This window comes from Niveispirillum fermenti (assembly GCF_052474395.1).
Map to the genome: position 1 here is coordinate 211,713 of NZ_CP156680.1, position 17,912 is coordinate 229,624.

Below are 17,912 nucleotides of genomic sequence, written 5' to 3' on the forward strand. Positions count from 1 at the left end.
CGGCGCCCCCATCCGTGGGCTTGGGCACGCCGCATGAGCGGCGCGGCGGCGGTCGCCGCCGTACCCGATCCCGGTGAATGCAACTCACCGGGATCGGGTATTATCCGTTTGCCTGATTTTGTGTTTGTCATACAAACATACAAAAGTTATCCTGCGCGCCTCTGGAACGGGCCTTGTGGAACGGAAGGACGCGGAACCCATGCAATCGACGGATCGGGTCATCATCGTGGGCGCGGGCCCCATCGGGGCGGTGCTGGCCTATGCCTTGCGGCGACGTCACATCCCCGTCTGCCTGATCGAGGCGCTGGCCGAACCGGAAATCGATTGCCGGGCCGCCTCCTGCCACCCGCCCACGGTGGCCATGCTGGATGAGCTGGGCCTGCTGCCCGACGGGCTGGAACAGGGGCTGGTTTCGCCGGTGTTCCATTACCTGGACCGGGTGTCGGGCGAACTGGTGGGCCGGTTCGACATCCGCGAGATGCGCGATGTCCCGGCCCATCCCTATGTGCTGCAATGGGAACAGTACAAGATCGTGCAGACGGTGCTGAAGCGTCTGGCGGGGGATGACGGGGCCGATATCCGCATGTCCACCCGCGTCACGGCCATCGAGCAGCGGTCCGACCGGGTGCGGGCCGTGGTGTCCGGGCCGGAGGGGATGGAGATCATCGAGGGCCGGTATCTGGTCGGCTGCGACGGCGGGCGCAGCACCATCCGCAAGCTGGCCGAGATCGGGTTTGAGGGTTTCACCTGGCCCGAACGGTTCCTGAAGGTCGATACGCGGTTCGATTTCTTCGGCCTGCGCGGCGACCTGTCGAACCGCAACTATTTCTCCGACCCCGATGAATGGATGAACCTGTTCAAGGCGCGGGGACCGGAAGGCGACGGCATGTGGCGCGCCGTCAGCCCGACCCTGCCCGAACAGACCGACGAGGAATTGCTGTCACCCGACGCCATCGAGGCGCGGCTGCAGAAATTCTGCCCCCAGCCGGGCCGGTACGAAATCGTGACCGTCGCGCTCTACAAGGTGCATCAGCGTGTGGCCGCCACCTTCAACCAGGGCCGTGTGCTGCTGGCCGGCGATGCGGCCCATGTCAACAACCCCGTGGGCGGCATGGGCATGAATGGCGGCATCCATGATGCCGTCAACCTGGCCGACAAGCTGGAAGAGGTCTGGTTCCGGGGCGGCGACGCGCCGGCCCTGTTCGACCGTTACACCCGTCAGCGCCGCAAGGCCCAGACCGACTATGTCCAGGCGCAGAGCATCCAGAACAAGCAGACGCTTGGCGAGAAGGACCCGGAAAAGCGCCGGGCCAAGCTGGCCGAGATCCGCGCCGCCTCGCTGGACCCCGAGCGGCACGACGCCTTCATCCGCCGCGCCTGCCTGATCGACAGCCTGGCCGACGCCAACGCCACGGCCTGACCCCGGACCGCCTTCCCCAGGCCCCCAACCCCGTACCGGCCGCCGGCCCCCGCCGGCCGGCGTCATGAAGACACAGGAGAGACCCCATGGGCACCGCCCGCCATCCGCGCCCGCCCGAGCTGGAAAACGCCTCGCTGGAAGAGATCATGGACAGGTTCGTGGCCCGCTTCGGCGACCGCGTGCCCGACTGGAACGCCTTTTCCGACGCCCATATCGAGGGCTATCACCGCGCCCAGCACCGGTTCATCGGGGCCGGCGCCTCGGGCAAGCACAATGATGCCGGCATCGTGCCGGCCTATAATTTCACGCTGTCCATCATGCTGGTGCCGCCCGGCCAGGGCAACGCCCCCCACACGCACGAGGTGGAGGAGGTGTTCTTCATCCTGCAGGGCCGCTGCACGGTCTTTGTCGAGGATGAGGCCGGCACCCGCGTGTCGCGTGAACTGGGCCCGTGGGAGATGATCTCCTGCCCCGCCGGGGTCATCCACGGCTATCAGAACGATACCGACGAACCCTGCTACCTGCAGGTCGTGCTGGGGCGGGGCCGGCCCGATGTCGCCGGCTTCGCCGACCAGTCGCTGTTCGACCGGCGCGAGGCGCATCTGGGCTGATGCAGTCGGCCGGGGTGGACGGGTTCCCCGGCCCGTGGCCGGGGGGAACGGCCCGCGTCAACCCGGCCGGTCGCGGCATTCCACCAGCCGCAGGCCGATGCCCAGGCAGGCCGACAGCAGGCGCTGGTCGCGCGGATGGATGGCCACGATGCGGTCGGCGCCGAAATCCTGCATCCAGCCGGGCAGGGGCGGGGCATTGCCGTCCGCGTCCAGCGTCAGGCCGCCGATATCCAGTTTCAGATAATCCACCGCGGCCAGCGGCAGATAGCCGGCATCGGCATGGCGCAGGGACAGATGGTCGATGGCGACGCGGCAATCCCACAGGCGCAGCACGTCCACCGCCTCGCCCAGCCCGTTCTCCGTCAGGTCGGGATCGATGGCGGAGATTTCCACGATCAGGTTGCGCCGGTGGTCATAGGTCAGCTCGCGCACGAATTCCTGAAAGACCCCGTCCACCACGGTCTGCCAGCGCAGGTTCACGCTGTGCGGTGTGTAGAGCCGTGACTGTTCATGCTGGAAATGCCGGATGATGCGCCGGTCCAGGATGGGGGTGATCTGCTGCAACAGCCAGGGGTCGCGGCGCAGCGGCGTGCCCACGGCGCGTTCCAGATGGTCGATGGCCACCGTGACCTCGGAAAATTCCAGCGACCAGGCTGCATCCGTTCCCTGACGCCAGACGGGCGATTCCCGCACCAGCGCCGACACATCGGCCCCCGACAGCACCTGTTCATAGACGGCCAGCTTGTGGACCCCGGCCAGTTGCTGCTGTTCCAGCGGGGTCAGGGCCGGGGGCGGCTGGTCCGCCGCCTGTTCGGGTTCCACGCGCCGCAATTGCGCGGTCAGTTGCGGCACCTCCCGCGGCAGGTGATAGATGGTGAAGCGCGGCGCGCCCATATGCTGGTCGGCGAAATCGGCCGCCACGGCCCGCAGCTTGGCCACGAACGGCGCGGCATCCCCCTGTTCGAACAGGAAGACCTGGGTAAAGCGGCCGACATCGATCACTTCGGGGTGGTACTGCCTGGCGAACCGGTCCAGCAGGTCGACGATGGATTGCCGGAACAGCGGGTTTTCGGCATAGGGCACCTCCCGCAGGTCCACAACGACGGCGGTCCCCCTGGCATCCCCGCTGTTCAGCAGCCGCAGCAGGCCGCCCGTTCCCGTCAACATCGCCACATCTCTCGCCCCGGACTTCCCAACCTATAGCAGAAAGGGATGGCCGGCCGGTATATGCCGAATGTCGCGCCCATGGGCGGCGCGGCGGCGGTCGCCGCCGTACGGGATCCCGGTGAGTTGCTCTCACCGGGATCCGGTATCAGCCCTCCACGTTGACGGTCAGCGTGACGGAATGGCTTTTCACGGCCACGGGGCCGCCGGCCACCTCCACCCGGTGGCGGGCCAGCAATACGAAGCCGCCGGCCTGCGGCAGGGCGATGCCGGCCCGGCCGTCGGCGTCGGTGGTCACGGCCACGGCCTTCTCGTCCTCCTCGTCCGGCAGGCCGGGGCCGTGCAGGCTGATCGTGGCGCCGGCCACCGGCTTGCCGTCCAGCAGCAGGCGCACGGGCAGCGTGCCGCCGGCATCCAGCCGGTTGGGATGGGCCAGCGGCTGGATCTCCAGCCCCGCGCCCGTGGGGGCCAGTGCGGTGTCGCTGGCGGGACCCTTGCTGACATAGACATCGGCGCGGGTGATGCTCTGCGCTTCGGCCACGCGGGCGCCGGCGGGCGCGCCGTCGCGCTCGCGCACGGGCTGCCACTGGCCATTCACCAGCGCCATCGGGCGCTTTGCCCCCTCGCGCACGCCGGTGGAGATGCGGTAGGTGCCGTTCTCCGGCAGGTCCACCTCGAACAGGGCCAGATCCCGCAGATAGGTGACCGATGACAGCTTCACCTTTGTCCCCGCCGGGGTGACGACATGGTAGTCATCGGCCTTCATCACGAAGTCGGGCACGAAGAATTCCTCCGCGAAGGAGGCTTCCACCGTCACATGCCCGCGCTGGGGCGTCGTGAAATAGTTGGGCTTCATGTAAGCCGTATGGGCCAGGGCCGGGCCGGCCAGCCCCACAAGCATCGTCAGCGCCGCCGCGGCGGCCAGGGTTGCGCGCATCATGTCTCTCCCGTTGGCTTGAAAGCGCGCCATCATATGATATTAATAGTGATTATCAATATCAGATCAGGCGCAACGGGGAAAATCATGGCGCCGCCGGGCTGCACAGCTTCGCCGTGCCGCGACAGGAGGGCCTTTTCAGCTCTCTCCCGTCACCCCGGCCGCAGCATGGGTGACGGCGGTGTGACGGACAGGGTCTGGCCGCCGCGCCGCTCGTGCGGCGTCGCCAAGCCACCGGATGTTGGCGCCGGCATTTCGCTGAGGGCGGTGATCAGAGCCAACAGGTTCTGATCACCGCAAAGCAGTATCATGCCAGGGGCATGAATTTATGACTCATGCCCCTGGTATAGGCCGGCGACTGCCGGCCCGGCGCCCATGCGCCGCAAGCCCACGCCGCCGGATGGCGGCGCCCGGCGCTTCGTGGTGCCGAAAACCTTGACCATCGGTCAAGATTTTCGGCCGCTGGCATTACGCGGCCTCGCCCGTGACGGCGGTGTCCTCCACCTGGACGCGGAAGCCGGACCGGACCTGGGGGTAATAGTCCCAGATGGCCAGGTGCTGGGTGCAGCGATTGTCCCAGAAGGCGACCGAATGCGGTTCCCAGCGGAAGCGGACCTGGAAATAATTGTCCTCGCAATGGCGGTACAGGAACTGAAGGATGGCCTCGCTCTCCGGCTTGGACAGCTCGTTGATGTGCGAGGTGAAGCCGCGGTTCACGAAGATCACCTTGCGCCCCGTCACCGGATGGGTGCGGATGACGGGATGCACGGCCACCGGGAACGTCCCCGTCGGGTCGAAGCGGCCGAAGGCCAGCTTGCCGTCATGGGTGGCCGTCAGCCCTTCCAGATAGGTCTTCATCCGGTCCGACAGGGCGTCATAGGCGGCATACATGCTGGCGAACACCGTGTCGCCACCCAGCGGGGGCAGGGTGTGCATGTAAAGGATGCTGCCCATGGGCGGCACCTTGGCGCAGGTCATGTCCGAGTGCCATTCCTCGCCCGCCACATGCTTAGACGTCTCGTCCGCGTGCAGCTTGCGCACCTCCGGATGGTCGGGCAGGCCCTTCAGCGCATGGGCCTGCAACGGCCCGAAATGCTGGCCGACGCGCTTCAGCGAGGCCGGGTCCAGCCGCTGGTCGCGGAAGAAGATCACCTGATGGTCGGCCAGCGCCTGCTTCAGGTCGCGGACCTGGATGTCGCTGAGCGGCCGGGTCAGGTCGATGCCGGAAATCACCGCGCCGATTCGCGGCGTCAAGGGTGCCGCGGTGATCGTTTCATAGGCCAATTCACTTCTCCTTGCCGGGTTCTATTTTGTCATACATTCCGGTTTGCGCGGCACAAACCGCAGGAACACATTGGATTTGTGCGGCTTGTGAACGGATCATACGGCATACTGTATGCAATGAAAAGCATCTTATCGCCCTGATCCCGTGTGACTTTCCGACAAGGCGGTACGCACAATGGGGGCGGCGGTCTATAAGGGTGCCGTTTCGGCGGGATTTGCAGGGGAGTGGGACGAGAATGGTCCGTGGCAGCCGCATCATCGGTCAGGGCACGCGGTTGCGCGATCAGGTCTATGCCCAGATCCGCGACGAGCTTCAGGGTGAACAGCTCAAGCCCGGCCAGCGTCTGGTGGAACTGGACCTGGCGACCCGCTATGGCGTGTCGCGCACGCCCGTGCGCGAGGCGTTGCTGCAATTGTCGCGCGAAGGGCTGCTGGCCCCGCATGACCGCGGCTATATCGTGCCGCTGGATACGCAAAAGGATGTCGTGGACCGGCTGGAGGTGCGGCGGCTGCTGGATTGCCGGCTTGTCCGCCACGCCGCCACCGACGCCACGGCGGACGAGGTGAAGGCCCTGGCCCGCATCTTCAACCGCGCCCGCACGGCCCATGAGACGGGCCGCGCCAAGGTATTCATCGAGGCGCACAACCAGTTCCGTGCCATGGTGCGCGCCATGTGCCGCAACCTGCTGCTGGGCCGCTGCGCCGGCATGGTCGATGATGTGTTCCAGATGATGCGCAACCAGATCCACCAGTCGCCGGAAAACCGCGCCATCACGCTGTCCTGCGATGAACGGCTGCTGGCCGCCATCCAGAACCGCGACCCGGATGCGGCAGAAGCGGCGATGGGTGATTTCCTGGGGTCGCTGGACCGGTATTTCGCGGCTGCCGGTCCCGGCCCGGCCGATGCGGACGGGTCGGGGGAGCGGTAGGGGAGAGGATGAGGGGTGAGGGATGAGGGTGGCCGGGCCCGGCCTGGGCACGGGTGCGCCCCGTTTCAAGGGCCCCTGTGCGCAGGGCTGCATCCCCGCGAATGAATTGCCGGACGGGGAATAGGGCGGGGGCTGGCGCGTAAACGACCTGTATGCGCCACCCCCAGCGGACATCCCCGCCCATGCTGATCGATCTTCTGAACAATCCGGCCCCCCAGGAATACACGGCCGACGTGGCCATTGTCGGCGCGGGTGCCGCCGGCATCGCGCTGGCCCTGCGGCTGGCCCGTGCCGGTACCCATGTCTGCCTGATCGAAAGCGGCGGCACCGCGCTGGAGGCGGAACTGCAGGCCTTCAACGAGGGCGATAATACGGGCCTTCCCTATTATTCCCTGGATGTCACGCGCAATCGCGTGCTGGGCGGGACGACGGCCACCTGGTCGGGGCGCTGCGTGCCGCTGGACCCCATCGATTTCCGCCGCCGCAACTGGGTGCCGCACAGCGGCTGGCCCATCACGCGCGAGGATCTGGCCGCCGGCTACAGGGAAGCGTCGGTGTTCTGCGGCGTGGGCGACGCCGTCTATACCGACCTGTGGCGGGAAGCGGGGCTGGAAGATCCCGGCTTCGACCCGCATCACGTGCAGACCCGTTTCTGGCGCCTGAACGCCCAGCGCTTCGGCGAGGCCTTCCGCCAGGAGCTGGAGGCCAGCGCGCGGGTGCAGGTGCTGCTGCACGGCACCGTGACGGGCATCCGTCTGGCCGGTGACACGCGCAGCGTCACGGGGCTGGCCCTGGCCACCCCGGACGGCACGGGCCACCGCGTGACGGCCCGCCATTACGTGCTGGCCGCCGGCGGAATCGAGAATGCGCGCCTGATGCTGGCATCCGACGATGTGGAAACGGCGGGCGTGGGCAATGGCCATGACCTGGTCGGCCGTTTCTTCATGGAACATCCCAAATGCCGCACGGCGCGCGTCCACAGCCCCGATCCGATCGGGCTGCTGGAACGGCTGCGCACCACCTATCCGCGCGGGCTGCCGCCGCTGTGCCCCAGCCTGGTCCTGTCGGAGGATACACAGGCGAACATGGGCGTGCTGAACAGTTCCATCGCGCTCTATTACCGGTCCTGGCCGGGGGTGACGGAGGCGGCGACCGAATTGAACGCCGCCTGGAAGCGCGGCCAGCTCTGGCCCGAGGGGGCGGGGCGCAACCTGCTGCGCCTCTTGCCCGTGCTGCCGTCGCTGCCGGCCAACCTGGCCCGGCGCTATGTCCGCCGCCGCGCGCCCATCGCCCGGCCCAAGGCCCTTTACCTGCTGGTGCGCGGCGAGCAGGCGCCCAACCCGGAAAGCCGGGTCCGCCTGTCGCCCCGGCGCGATCCGCTGGGCAAGCGCCGGGCCGACCTGGACTGGCGCCTGTCGCCGCTGGACAAGCTGTCGGCCAAGGCCGTGACCGAGGTGGTGGGCCGGGAACTGGCGCGCACGGGCCTGGGCCGGGTGGAGATCGACGAATGGCTGCATGATGGCGGCGACGGCTGGCCCACCGTGGCCGGCGCGGGCGATCATCACGATATCCTGCAGGGCGGCCACCACCATATCGGCACCACCCGCATGTCCGACAGCCCCGGCACCGGCGTCGTGGACGCCGATTGCAAGGTGTGGGGCAAGGAGAATCTTTTCGTGGCCGGCAGTTCGGTGTTCCCCACCTCCGGCTGGGCGAACCCGACACTGACCATCGTGGCGCTCAGCCTGCGGCTGGGTGACCACCTGCAGGGGCGGCTGGCGCACAGCGCCTGACGCGAAGGGAGCCGGGGGCGCGCACGCAGCCGTCAGGGGGCAACAAGGCAGAAAAGCCGGCCCCGGTTGCGGCGCGTGCCCCCCGCGACACCATTTCCCCTTACATACCGGCCCGCGCCACCTTATCTCCAGGGGGCGCCGCAGGCGCGACGGCGGCAGGCAGGCCGCCCCGGCAGATAACAACGGAGTGAAAAGACCATGGATCAGCAGGACCGGCAGGCCATCGAGGGCCTGTTCCACCGCCTGGGATCGTTTGAGCAGCAGGGCAGCCCCCGCGACGCCGAGGCGGAAGCCTTCATCGCGCGGCAATTGGCCAGCCAGCCGGGTGCCGCCTATTACATGGCGCAGACCGTCATCATGCAGGAATACGCCATGCAGGATGCCCAGCGCCGGATCGAGGCGCTGGAGCAGCAGGCGCAGCAGCGCCCGGCCGGCGGTTTCCTGGCCAGCCTGTTCGGCGGCGGTGCCAGCCGTCCCGCCACCCCGCCGCCGGCCCCGCGTGCCGCGGCCCCCGGCGGACGGATGCCGCCGGGCATGCAGCCGGGCATGCAGCAGCAGCCCGGCCGCGGCGGCGGCTTCCTGGCCGGTGCGGCGCAGACCGCCATGGGCGTGGCGGGCGGCGTGCTGCTGGCCAATGCCGTGGGCAGCATGTTCGCGGGCGACGCCCAGGCCGCCGACGCCCCGGCGGACGACGCCCCGGCGGACGATCCCGGCATGGATGATGGCGGCTTCGATTTCGGCAGCGACGAGATGGAATTCTGATCCGGCGGCCCGGCGTCCCCACCGCCGGGCCGTTCGTCCGCCCCCTTGATGCCGGCCGGCAAACGCGGCGGGCATGCCACACTGGAAAACCAATTCCGTCCGGGGCCGGTTCCACACAAGCCAGACAGCGGAATCCGGGCGGCAAAGGTTGTATCATCCCCCCGATCCCCCGCCGTCCCCCGACCACCCCAAACTCAAGCGAGATGATGGCCACCGCAGAAACCGACCACCCGTCCAGGACCGCCACGGGTGGCGCCGCCCCGCAGCAAAGGCTGTCCGACATCCTGCGGGCCATTGCCGGGGATGAAAGCCGCGAGCGGATCGCGATCAAGGACCTTCTGGCCATCATGAAGGACCGCGCCCTGGGCGCGCTGCTGTTCATCTTCGCGCTGCCCAACGTGCTGCCGACGCCGCCCGGCACGTCGGCCGTGCTGGGCGCGCCGCTGATCTTCCTGGCGGCACAACTGGCGCTGGGCCGTTCGCCCTGGCTGCCCCGGGTCATTGCCGACCGGTCCATCGCGCGGGCCGATTTCGCGGCCCTGGTGACGCGCACGGCGCCCTGGCTGGCCAAGGCGGAACGGCTGCTGCGGCCCCGGCTGGGTGTGCTGTCCCGGCCCCCGGCGGAATATCTGGTGGGGCTGTTCTGCTTCCTGCTGGCCGTCATCCTGTTCCTGCCCATCCCGCTGGGCAACATGATGCCGGCGCTGGCCATCTGCCTTTTCTCGCTGGGCATCCTGGAACGCGACGGCGTGTGGATCCTGGCCGGCCTGCTGGCCGCGATCCTGTCGGTCGGGCTGGTCTGGGGCGTGCTTTACGCGCTGATCAAAAGCGCCCTGTTCATCATGGCCCACGCCTTCGACTGATCCCACCGGTCCCCGCCGGCAACTTGCTGCCCGGCCGGCGACTGCCGCCGCGCCGCTCGTGCGGCGCAGCCAAGCCAACGGATGTTGGCGCTGGCGCATGCCCACGGATGTGGGCGCCGGCGCATGCCCACGCATGTGGGCGCCGGCGATTGGGCGGTGATCAGAGCCAACAGGTCCTGATCACCGCAAAATAGTATAAGATATCAGGCGGCACTGCCGCGCCGCGGGGGGGCGTCGGCGGCTGTGGCGGTCCCGTTCTCTGCTTCCAGCTTGGCAACGATGGCCTTGCGGGAATTGATCAGATGGTCGCGCATGGCGGCCACGGCGGCATCGGCATTGCCGGCCTGGATGGCCTCCATCAGCCGGTCCCATTCCTGGATGCCCTGTTCCAGCCGGCCCGGTTCCCCCATCGACCGCAGGCGCAGGTAATTGACCCGCGCCAGCAGCGGGCGGGCCACGTCGTGGATCACCTTGCTGCCGCAGCCCTGCAGGATGGTTTCATAGAAGGTGCCGGCCATGGCGGCCAGTTGCTGGACATTGCCCTTGTTCAGCGCCTTCTGCAGGTCCTTGTGGATGCGGGTCAGGCGCTTCACCGTTTCCGGGTCGTTGCGGTCGACCAGACGGCGCACGGCGTCGGTTTCCAGCATTTCCCGCACGGTGTAGATGTCGTGCGCGTCCTGGGCCGTGACGATGGCCACCGCGATGTTGCGGCGCTTGCCCACCTCGATCAGGCTTTCCGACTGAAGCTGGCGCAGCGCCTCGCGCACCGATGTCCGGCTGATCCCCAGCGCCTCGCACAATTCGCGTTCGACCAGCCGCGTGCCGGGCGGATAAAGCCCCGTGCTGATGGCCGTGCGCAGCCGGTCCAGCGCGTGATCGCGGACCAGCATGGGATTGTCGATGATCTTCAGGTCGCTGTAGTCCACGGGGTACGCCTCTGACATGATTTGTTACACGACTGCCAGGGGTCTTTTACCATAGTTCCGCGGCCGGCGTTGAGAACGAATATCATATGAGATCAGACAACAGCCGTGATATCGGCAGCCCGTTGCCCAGCCGGGCGCATTGCAGCAGGGAATAGGCCGTCAGGGCCGAGGTCTTGGGATTGTCGGCCGAGGCGCGGGCCAGGATGTCGAACCGGAACAGGCCGAATTCGCCTTCCGCCTCGATCACCCCCAGCGGGTCGGTGACATGGCGGGACGATACCAGCCGCACCCGCGTGCGGTCCAGCCCGATCCCGGCCAGCGACACGGCGACGGAGACATTGGCATTCTTGGGATAGGCCAGCGCCGCCTCACGCGCGCTGCCCTGAAAGAAGGTGCGCTCGGGCTCCGCATGGTCCAGGTCCAGCACCTTTTCCGCCGCCGTGCCGCGCCAGGCATGTGGCGGCTTGTAGGAGGTGTAGGTCGCCTGACTGATCCCCATCAGCCGCGCTGCCACCAGCCCGTCCAGCCCGGCAATCGCCCCGGCCGGCAACAGGGCCCGGCCGCCGCCGGCCTGTTCAGCCTCGCGCAGCCGCCCGGCCAGCACCGGATCGGCCAGCGCCCCGACGGAGGAGATGACCAGATCGATGCCGGCGCGCAGCACGGCCGGCCCGTATTCGGCCACGGCCCCATGCCCGGCGCATTCCAGCACGATGCCGGGCCGGGCAGCCAGCAGGGCATCGGCATCCGCCACCGCGGCCGGTGCCTCCCGGCCCGGCCGGACCAGGGTGGCCACTAGGCTGTCCGCCTCCCCGATCCGGTCCAGCGTGGCGGCGATCTCGGCCCCGATGGCCCCGTACCCGATCATGGCGAAAGTCCGGCTGCCCGACATGCGGCATTCTCCGTTTAAAAGTATGATTGTCGGACAATATTATATACTGGGAAAAGGGGAAAGCCTGTTGTTGCCGGCCACACGCCGCCGGCAGAACGCAAAAGCCCCCCTCCCGAGGGGAAGGGGGGCTTCAGGCGCAGGCCCGAAGGCGCCGGATGGCGGCGCCCGGCGCATGAGGGATGCATTGATCAGGACCATAGGGTCTGATCAATGCAAAGCAGTATCAGATGCCGACCGCGTGCCCGTCGGCCTGGGACAGGGCCAGGTGACGGCGGATATGGGCGATCAGGACTTCCGAGCTGGTGGGGATGTCCATTTCGGATGTGTCCAGCACCAGTTCGGGGTTCACCGGCGTTTCAAACGGCGCGGACACGCCGGTGAATTGCTGGATCTTCCCGGCCTGGGCCGCGGCATAGAGGCCCTTGGGGTCGCGGGCCGCACAGGTGGCGACGTCGGCCTTCACCCAGACCTCGTTGAACCCGTCGCCCACGATGGAGCGGGCCAGGTCGCGCAGTTCCACGGTGGGGGAGATCAGGCTGACCAGCACGACGGTGCCGGTTTCCGCCATCAGCTTCGCCACCTCCGCCACGCGGCGGACATTTTCCAGCCGTTCGGCCGGGCTGAAGCCCAGGTCCTTGTTCAGGCCCTTGCGCAGGTTGTCGCCATCCAGCACGGCCACGCGCCACCCATCATCGAACAGCCGGCGCTGCGTGCCCATGGACAAGGTGGACTTGCCGGCACCCGACAGGCCCGTCAGCCAGACCACGCCGCCGCGATGGCCGTTGCGCGCCTCGAACGCCGTGCGGTCCACGGAACTGGTGACGGCCGTGACCGGTCCGGTCACACTGGACGGCTGTGCCGTGCCCAGGATCACGCAGCCGCCGACGATGCGCCCACCCCGCGCCAGACCGGCGCGGCCCGTGATGGGCAGGTCGGCATGCGGGTCGAAGGCGATGGGCGACGCGGCGCGCAGCACCAGCTCCGCGATCCCGCCCTGGCCCAGTTCCTCGCCCGCGCCGTCGGTCAGGTTCTGCACATCGACCAGCCGTTCGAACCGGTCGACCACGACGGAATGTTCGGCCGTGCCCAGGCGCAGGGTGATGCGGCTGCCGGCCGTCAGGCTTTCCGGGTCCAGCCAGAAGGCACGCACGCGCACCGACATGGCGATATGCGGCATCTGGCCGGCGGGGGCGATGATCTGGCCACGGGCCAGGGCGGCATCCTCGATGAAGTTGACGGCCACGGACTGGCCGGCGCGCGCCTCCTTCACCTGGCCCTTGCCGGCATCGATGCCGGCCACCGTGGCGGGCTGGCCGGTGGGGGCGATCTCCACCTTGTCGCCCACGCGCAGGCGGCCCGTTTCGATCCGGCCCACGGCCAGGCGCGTGTCGCCGCGGCGGTACACATCCTGGATGGGCAGGCGCAGCAGCGTTTCGGTATGGGCGCCCGGCAGGCTCAGCAGGTCCAGCGCCTCCAGCAGCGTCGGGCCGCGATACCAGCCCATCTTGTCGCTGCGGCCGGCGATATTGTCGCCATGCCGGGCCGACAGCGGGATGACGTAGAGCGGCTCGATCCCCAGCTTTTCCAGATAGTCGCTGACATCGCCGGCCACGCCCTTCCAGGCTTCCTCGGCATGGCCGACCAGGTCCATCTTGTTGACGGCCACGATCACCTTGCGCACGCCCAGCAGCGACAGCAGATAGGCATGCCGGCGCGTCTGTTCGGAAATGCCGCGCTCCGCGTCGGTGACCAGGACGGCGGCATCGGCGGATGCGGCCCCCGTCACCATGTTGCGGAGAAATTCGCGGTGGCCCGGCGCATCGATGATGACATAGGGGCGCTTGGCCGTCTTGAACCAGATGCGCGTCGTGTCCAGCGTGATGCCCTGGTCACGCTCCACCTGCAGGGCGTCCAGCAGGAAGGACCATTCCATATGCAGGCCGCGCTGCTCGGACACTTTCCTCAACTCGTCCAGCCGGCCTTCCGGCAGGCTGTCCGTGTCGTGCAGCAGGCGGCCGATCAGGGTCGACTTGCCATGATCGACATGGCCGACGATGACGATGGGATAGGGCGCCAGCGGGGCCTTCTTCACGGTCAGACCATTGCCATTGGTGTTGGTGACAGCAGGGGAGGGCGTCGGGGCCGACGGTTTGCCGGCCCGCAAAGCGACATTCGCCATGATCTTTATATCCGATCCTTAGAGATAGCCACCGGCACGCAGCCGTTCGAACGCATCTTCGGCCTCATGGTCCATGGACCGGCCGGCGCGCTCGGGCGTCCGGGTGCTCTCCAGCTCGTCGATGATCTCGTCGATGGTGCTGGCATTGCTGTCGACGGGGAAGGTGATGCCGATTTCCCCCAGCGAGCGGAACCGCTTGCCGTCGCGGGCGAAATAAAGCGGCACCAGCGGGATTTCCTCCCGCTTGATATAGCGCCACACATCCACCTCGGTCCAGGCCAGCAGCGGATGCACGCGGGTATGGGTGCCGGGCGCACGCTCGATCGTATACTGGTCCCAGAATTCGGGCGGCTGGTGGGCGGCCTGCCAGGCGCCGTCCAGGCCGCGCGGGCTGAAAACGCGCTCCTTGGCGCGGGTCGCCTGCTCGTCGCGGCGGATGCCGGTGATCAGCCCGTCGAACTGGTATTTCTCCAGCGCGGCGGCCAGGCCCAGCGACTTGCGGGCCGCGATGCGCGTGCCGGGCGGCAGGGTCGGGTCCGTCATCTCGATGGGGGGGCATTCATCCTTGATCAGGTTCAGGCCCCATTCCTGGCTGTACCGGTCACGGAATTCATAGCTTTCGGGGAATTCCAGGCCGGTATCCAGATGCGCCACGGGGAAGGGCAGCTCCCCCATGAACGCCTTGCGGCACAGCCAGATCAGGACGTTGCTGTCCTTGCCCAGCGACCAGAGCAGGCCCAGGCGCTTCAGGCGCACGCGCGCCTCGCGCAGGATGTAGATGCTCTGGGCTTCCAACTGGTCCAGATGGTCGAGATGTTGATCGGTGCTGCTCATCAGGAGGCTCCCACCAGGTTCGTTGATGAAGGAAGCGGCAGGTGGATTCCGCATTCCGTCTTGTCCTGGCCGCGCCAGCGGCCGGCTCTGATATCCTCGCCCGGCGCCACGCGGTCCGTACAGGGCATGCAGCCGATGGAAAGATAGCCATCCTCCTCCAGCGGGTGCCGCGGCAGGTCGTGCCGGTCCAGATAGGCTTCCACGTCGGCCCGGGTGTAATTGGCCAGCGGGTTGATCTTGATGCGCCCGTCGCTGCCCGCCTCGAACAGGGGCAGTTCGATGCGCGTCGTCGCCTGATAGCGCTTGCGCCCCGTGATCCAGGCGCTGAAGGGCGCCAGCCCCGCATCCAGCACGCGGACCTTGCGGAAATCGCAGCAGGCGGTGGCGTCGCGGCGCCACAGGATGCCGTCGGGGTCGTGCGCCGTTTCCGCCTCGGCGGCCGGCGACAATTCGCGCACGCCGGTCAGGCCCAGCCGTTCCACCAGCATGCGGCGATAGCGCAGCGTCTCCCCGAACAGCTTGCGGGTGTTCACGAACAGCACGGGCAGGCCGGGATCGGCCTGGGCCACCATATGCAGCAGCACAGCGCTTTCCGTGCCAAAGGACGAGACCAGCGCCAGCTTGTCCTTGAACTCCGTCCCGGCCAGCGGCCGCAGCAGGTCGGCCCCTTCCAGGTTGCCATAGCGCGCGGTCAGTTCGCGCGCCCGGGTCAGCAGCGCCTTGTTCATGCCGGCACCCGCCCCTTCAGATGGCGGCGCAGCAGGGAGACGGGGGCGTCCGGTTCCAGGGCCGGCTGATAGGCGATCGACATCTCCTTCAGCGCCTGGGCCCAGGCCGGGCCGGCCTTGTCCTCCGGCACCACCACCGTGTCCACGCCCACGCGGGTCAGGAACAGGTACTGGTCGGGGATGATATGGCCGAAGGCGCGGATCTCGCCCTTGTAGCCGAACCGCTCGCGCAGTTCGCGGGCGGCGGAAAAGGCCCGGCCATCACGGAATTTCGGCAGTTCCAGCGCCACCAGCGACAGCGACCCCAGGTCGCCGGCGATTTCCGTGGCAAGCTGGGATGATTTCAGCCGCACGCCCACGGCGGCCCCGCGGGAGGTCAGCGCCTCGCGGTCGGTCCGCCAGCGTTCCAGCGACACGATGACGGCGCCGTCGGCGGGCAGGGGCTGGTCGTCCGCCAGATCGGTCCAGCGGTCGTCGATGGGCAGGCCGCGGTCAAGCACGGGCATAGAGGGCCTCCTTGAACGGCGCATGGCCGGTGCGGGCCAGCGTGTCGATGAAAATCTCGCCGGGCCGGCGCAGGCTGACAAAGGTGTTCACGACCGTTTCCACGGCGTCCACGATCTCGTCATAGCCGAAGCCCGGCCCCACGATCTCGCCCAGGGCGGCGTTGGTGCCGGCATTGCCGCCCAGCAGGATCTGGAAGAACTCCTCGCCCTTCTTGTCCACGCCCAGGATGCCGATATGGCCGACATGGTGGTGGCCGCAGGCATTGATGCAGCCGCTGATCTTGATCTTCAGCGCCCCCAGGTCGTGCTGCCGGTCCAGGTCGGCGAACCGCTCGGAAATCTGCTGGGCGATGGGGATGGACCGCGTGTTGGCCAGCGCGCAATAATCCAGCCCCGGACAGGCGATGATGTCGGAAATCAGGCCGGCATTGGCCGTGCCCAGCCCCGCCTTCTCCAGCCCCTGCCACAGGGCGTACAGGTCATCCTGCCGGACATGGGCCAGCACCAGGTTCTGCTCGTGCGTCACGCGCACCTCGCCGAAACTGTAAAGGTCGGCCAGGTCGGCCACCGTTTCCATCTGGTCCGCCTCGATATCGCCGGGGATGCCGCCGATGGGCTTCAGCGAGATGGTGGCGATGGCATAGCCGGGCTGGCGGTGCGGGTGCAGGTTGTTGCGTACCCAGCGGGCAAAGGCCGGATCGGCCTGCCTCGCGGCCTCGAACCCGTCGGACACCGCCGGCAGGTCGGCGAAGGGCGGTGGCGCGAAATGCGTGCGGATGGCATCCACGATGGCCGGATCGACATGGAATTTCTGCCGCGGCAGCCGGGCATATTCCTCTTCGATCAGGCCGATGAACTTCTCCGGCCCCATCTCGTTCACGGTGATCTTGATGCGGGCCTTGTAGATATTGTCGCGGCGGCCAAGCTGGTTGTAGGTGCGCAGCACGGCTTCCAGATAGCCGATGATCTCTTCCACCGGCACGAAATCGCGCGCCTTGACGCCCAGATAGGGGGTGCGCCCCAGCCCGCCGCCGACATAGACGGTGAAGCCCGTGCGGCCCTGGTCGTCCCGGCGGGCGATCAGGCCGATATCATGCACCTGCACGGCGGCCCGGTCGTCGGGGCTGCCCGTGATGGCGATCTTGAACTTGCGCGGCAGATAGGTGAATTCCGGATGCGCCGTGGACCATTGGCGCAGGATCTCGGCATAGACGCGGGGGTCCACCAGCTCATCCGCCGCCGCACCGCAGAACTGGTCCGTCGTCACGTTGCGGATGCAGTTGCCGCTGGTCTGGATGGCGTGCATGTCCACTTCGGCCAGTTCATGCAGGATGGCGGGCACATCCTCCAGCCGGGGCCAGTTGAACTGGATGTTCTGGCGCGTCGTGAAATGGCCGTAGCCCTTGTCATAGACGCGCGCGATGCGGGCCAGCCGCCGCACCTGGGTGGAAGACAGCATGCCATAGGGCACGGCGACCCGCAGCATGTAGGCGTGAAGCTGGAGATAGAGGCCGTTCATCAGCCGGATGGGCTTGAACTCCTCCTCCGTCAGCTCGCCCTTCAGGCGGCGTTCCACCTGGGTCCGGAACTGCTCCACCCGCTCGAAGATGAAGGTCTTGTCATATTCGTCATAGCGGTAGACGGCGGCGTGCGCGTCGGCGGGCTGGTTGCTGCGCGGGGCGGGGCTGTGCGTGTCAGGCATGGGGGTCGGGCCTGTTCTTCCTGCTGGAACGATCGGTCGGGGGTCTGGCGGGTGCCGGGCTCAGCGCGGGTCCGGGCGGGCCTGTTTGCCAAGGTCGCGGCGCACGGTGGGGCCGATGGCCTTCAGCCGTTCGCGCAGATGCGTGGGGCGGGTCCCGTCGGGCGTGACCTCGACATCCAGCGGATAGACATCGACCACGACCTGCGCCTTCTCTTCCGTCCGGGCGAAGGCCAGCGCCCCGGCGATGGCCTCGCCCTCGAACACGGCGGCATCGGCGACCCGCTCGACCCAGGCATTGCCGGCGCCCAGCCATACGGCCTCGCCGTCACGCAGACGGCTGGCACTGACGGATTGCAGGGTGCCCCTGGCTTTGACCAACATGATA

17 protein-coding genes are annotated in these 17,912 nt (G+C 67.9%); 6 read left to right on the forward strand and 11 right to left on the reverse strand.

What is annotated here, in order from left to right; genetic code table 11:
• Window positions 1-199 precede the first annotated feature (199 nt).
• Together ABC728_RS10885 and ABC728_RS10890 are read left to right on the forward strand one after the other, a co-directional pair.
• Window positions 200-1,420: an FAD-dependent oxidoreductase gene (locus tag ABC728_RS10885; RefSeq protein ID WP_416621640.1), complete on the forward strand. Its 1,221-nt coding sequence runs from the start codon at window positions 200-202 to the stop codon at window positions 1,418-1,420.
• Window positions 1,421-1,506: 86 nt separating this feature from the next.
• Window positions 1,507-2,031, forward strand: coding sequence for a cupin domain-containing protein (locus ABC728_RS10890; protein WP_416621639.1), 525 nt, complete (start codon window positions 1,507-1,509; stop codon window positions 2,029-2,031).
• Between the two features lie 57 nt (window positions 2,032-2,088).
• Here ABC728_RS10890 and ABC728_RS10895 read toward each other — a convergent pair whose 3' ends face one another.
• The 3 genes from ABC728_RS10895 to ABC728_RS10905 all read right to left on the reverse strand — a co-directional run bounded on the left by ABC728_RS10895 (window position 2,089) and on the right by ABC728_RS10905 (window position 5,416).
• Window positions 2,089-3,198 carry a hypothetical protein gene (locus tag ABC728_RS10895; RefSeq protein WP_416621638.1) on the reverse strand — a complete coding sequence of 370 codons (1,110 nt, stop codon included), beginning with the start codon at window positions 3,196-3,198 and terminating at the stop codon, window positions 2,089-2,091.
• Window positions 3,199-3,343: 145 nt separating this feature from the next.
• Complete coding sequence (locus ABC728_RS10900) at window positions 3,344-4,135, reverse strand: DUF4198 domain-containing protein (RefSeq protein WP_416621637.1); 792 nt, start codon at window positions 4,133-4,135, stop codon at window positions 3,344-3,346.
• Between the two features lie 465 nt (window positions 4,136-4,600).
• Entirely contained in the window at window positions 4,601-5,416 is an 816-nt protein-coding gene (locus ABC728_RS10905) for a TauD/TfdA dioxygenase family protein (RefSeq protein WP_416621636.1), read from the reverse strand.
• A 236-nt stretch (window positions 5,417-5,652) separates the two neighbouring features.
• Here ABC728_RS10905 and ABC728_RS10910 point away from each other — a divergent pair, with 236 nt between their 5' ends.
• The 4 genes from ABC728_RS10910 (at window position 5,653) to ABC728_RS10925 (ending at window position 9,763) form a co-directional block, all read left to right on the forward strand.
• Complete coding sequence (locus tag ABC728_RS10910; RefSeq protein WP_416621635.1) at window positions 5,653-6,345, forward strand: GntR family transcriptional regulator; 693 nt, start codon at window positions 5,653-5,655, stop codon at window positions 6,343-6,345.
• Between the two features lie 182 nt (window positions 6,346-6,527).
• Entirely contained in the window at window positions 6,528-8,138 is a 1,611-nt protein-coding gene (locus ABC728_RS10915) for an FAD-dependent oxidoreductase (RefSeq protein ID WP_416621634.1), read from the forward strand.
• Between the two features lie 198 nt (window positions 8,139-8,336).
• Window positions 8,337-8,900 (forward strand): DUF2076 domain-containing protein, encoded by a 564-nt coding sequence (locus tag ABC728_RS10920; protein WP_416621633.1) that lies wholly within the window; start codon window positions 8,337-8,339, stop codon window positions 8,898-8,900.
• A gap of 206 nt (window positions 8,901-9,106) precedes the next feature.
• Entirely contained in the window at window positions 9,107-9,763 is a 657-nt protein-coding gene (locus tag ABC728_RS10925) for an exopolysaccharide biosynthesis protein (RefSeq protein ID WP_445376454.1), read from the forward strand.
• Between the two features lie 203 nt (window positions 9,764-9,966).
• Here the strand turns inward: ABC728_RS10925 and ABC728_RS10930 are convergent, their stop codons facing one another.
• The 8 genes from ABC728_RS10930 to ABC728_RS10965 form a co-directional block, all read right to left on the reverse strand.
• Window positions 9,967-10,707, reverse strand: coding sequence for a GntR family transcriptional regulator (locus ABC728_RS10930; protein ID WP_416621631.1), 741 nt, complete (start codon window positions 10,705-10,707; stop codon window positions 9,967-9,969).
• A 64-nt stretch (window positions 10,708-10,771) separates the two neighbouring features.
• Window positions 10,772-11,578 carry an aspartate dehydrogenase gene (locus ABC728_RS10935; RefSeq protein ID WP_416621630.1) on the reverse strand — a complete coding sequence of 269 codons (807 nt, stop codon included), beginning with the start codon at window positions 11,576-11,578 and terminating at the stop codon, window positions 10,772-10,774.
• A 223-nt stretch (window positions 11,579-11,801) separates the two neighbouring features.
• The gene (gene cysC / locus ABC728_RS10940; RefSeq protein ID WP_416621629.1) at window positions 11,802-13,757 is read right to left on the reverse strand and encodes an adenylyl-sulfate kinase; all 1,956 of its coding nucleotides are present in this window, start codon (window positions 13,755-13,757) and stop codon (window positions 11,802-11,804) included.
• An 18-nt stretch (window positions 13,758-13,775) separates the two neighbouring features.
• On the reverse strand, window positions 13,776-14,591 hold the full coding sequence (gene cysD, locus ABC728_RS10945) for a sulfate adenylyltransferase subunit CysD (protein ID WP_416621628.1): 816 nt from the start codon (window positions 14,589-14,591) through the stop codon (window positions 13,776-13,778).
• Window positions 14,591-15,319: a phosphoadenylyl-sulfate reductase gene (locus ABC728_RS10950; RefSeq protein WP_416621627.1), complete on the reverse strand. Its 729-nt coding sequence runs from the start codon at window positions 15,317-15,319 to the stop codon at window positions 14,591-14,593. The genes cysD and ABC728_RS10950 overlap by 1 nt, the downstream gene beginning before the upstream one ends.
• Window positions 15,316-15,825: a DUF934 domain-containing protein gene (locus tag ABC728_RS10955; protein ID WP_416621626.1), complete on the reverse strand. Its 510-nt coding sequence runs from the start codon at window positions 15,823-15,825 to the stop codon at window positions 15,316-15,318. The genes ABC728_RS10950 and ABC728_RS10955 overlap by 4 nt, the downstream gene beginning before the upstream one ends.
• Entirely contained in the window at window positions 15,812-17,527 is a 1,716-nt protein-coding gene (locus ABC728_RS10960; protein WP_416621625.1) for a nitrite/sulfite reductase, read from the reverse strand. Before ABC728_RS10960 ends, ABC728_RS10955 begins: the two co-directional genes overlap by 14 nt.
• A gap of 60 nt (window positions 17,528-17,587) precedes the next feature.
• On the reverse strand, window positions 17,588-17,908 hold the full coding sequence (locus ABC728_RS10965) for a DUF2849 domain-containing protein (RefSeq protein WP_416621624.1): 321 nt from the start codon (window positions 17,906-17,908) through the stop codon (window positions 17,588-17,590).
• Window positions 17,909-17,912: the final 4 nt, after the last annotated feature.

Coding starts and splice junctions, on each gene's coding strand:
- ABC728_RS10935 (WP_416621630.1), bottom strand. CDS start 11,578: ATGTCGGGCAGCCGGACTTTCGCCATGATCGGGTACGGGGCCATCGGG.
- cysD (WP_416621628.1), bottom strand. CDS start 14,591: ATGAGCAGCACCGATCAACATCTCGACCATCTGGACCAGTTGGAAGCC.
- ABC728_RS10955 (WP_416621626.1), bottom strand. CDS start 15,825: ATGCCCGTGCTTGACCGCGGCCTGCCCATCGACGACCGCTGGACCGAT.
- ABC728_RS10910 (WP_416621635.1), top strand. CDS start 5,653: ATGGTCCGTGGCAGCCGCATCATCGGTCAGGGCACGCGGTTGCGCGAT.
- ABC728_RS10915 (WP_416621634.1), top strand. CDS start 6,528: ATGCTGATCGATCTTCTGAACAATCCGGCCCCCCAGGAATACACGGCC.
- ABC728_RS10930 (WP_416621631.1), bottom strand. CDS start 10,707: ATGTCAGAGGCGTACCCCGTGGACTACAGCGACCTGAAGATCATCGAC.
- ABC728_RS10965 (WP_416621624.1), bottom strand. CDS start 17,908: ATGTTGGTCAAAGCCAGGGGCACCCTGCAATCCGTCAGTGCCAGCCGT.
- ABC728_RS10960 (WP_416621625.1), bottom strand. CDS start 17,527: ATGCCTGACACGCACAGCCCCGCCCCGCGCAGCAACCAGCCCGCCGAC.
- ABC728_RS10890 (WP_416621639.1), top strand. CDS start 1,507: ATGGGCACCGCCCGCCATCCGCGCCCGCCCGAGCTGGAAAACGCCTCG.
- cysC (WP_416621629.1), bottom strand. CDS start 13,757: ATGGCGAATGTCGCTTTGCGGGCCGGCAAACCGTCGGCCCCGACGCCC.
- ABC728_RS10885 (WP_416621640.1), top strand. CDS start 200: ATGCAATCGACGGATCGGGTCATCATCGTGGGCGCGGGCCCCATCGGG.
- ABC728_RS10950 (WP_416621627.1), bottom strand. CDS start 15,319: ATGAACAAGGCGCTGCTGACCCGGGCGCGCGAACTGACCGCGCGCTAT.
- ABC728_RS10920 (WP_416621633.1), top strand. CDS start 8,337: ATGGATCAGCAGGACCGGCAGGCCATCGAGGGCCTGTTCCACCGCCTG.
- ABC728_RS10925 (WP_445376454.1), top strand. CDS start 9,107: ATGGCCACCGCAGAAACCGACCACCCGTCCAGGACCGCCACGGGTGGC.
- ABC728_RS10900 (WP_416621637.1), bottom strand. CDS start 4,135: ATGATGCGCGCAACCCTGGCCGCCGCGGCGGCGCTGACGATGCTTGTG.
- ABC728_RS10895 (WP_416621638.1), bottom strand. CDS start 3,198: ATGTTGACGGGAACGGGCGGCCTGCTGCGGCTGCTGAACAGCGGGGAT.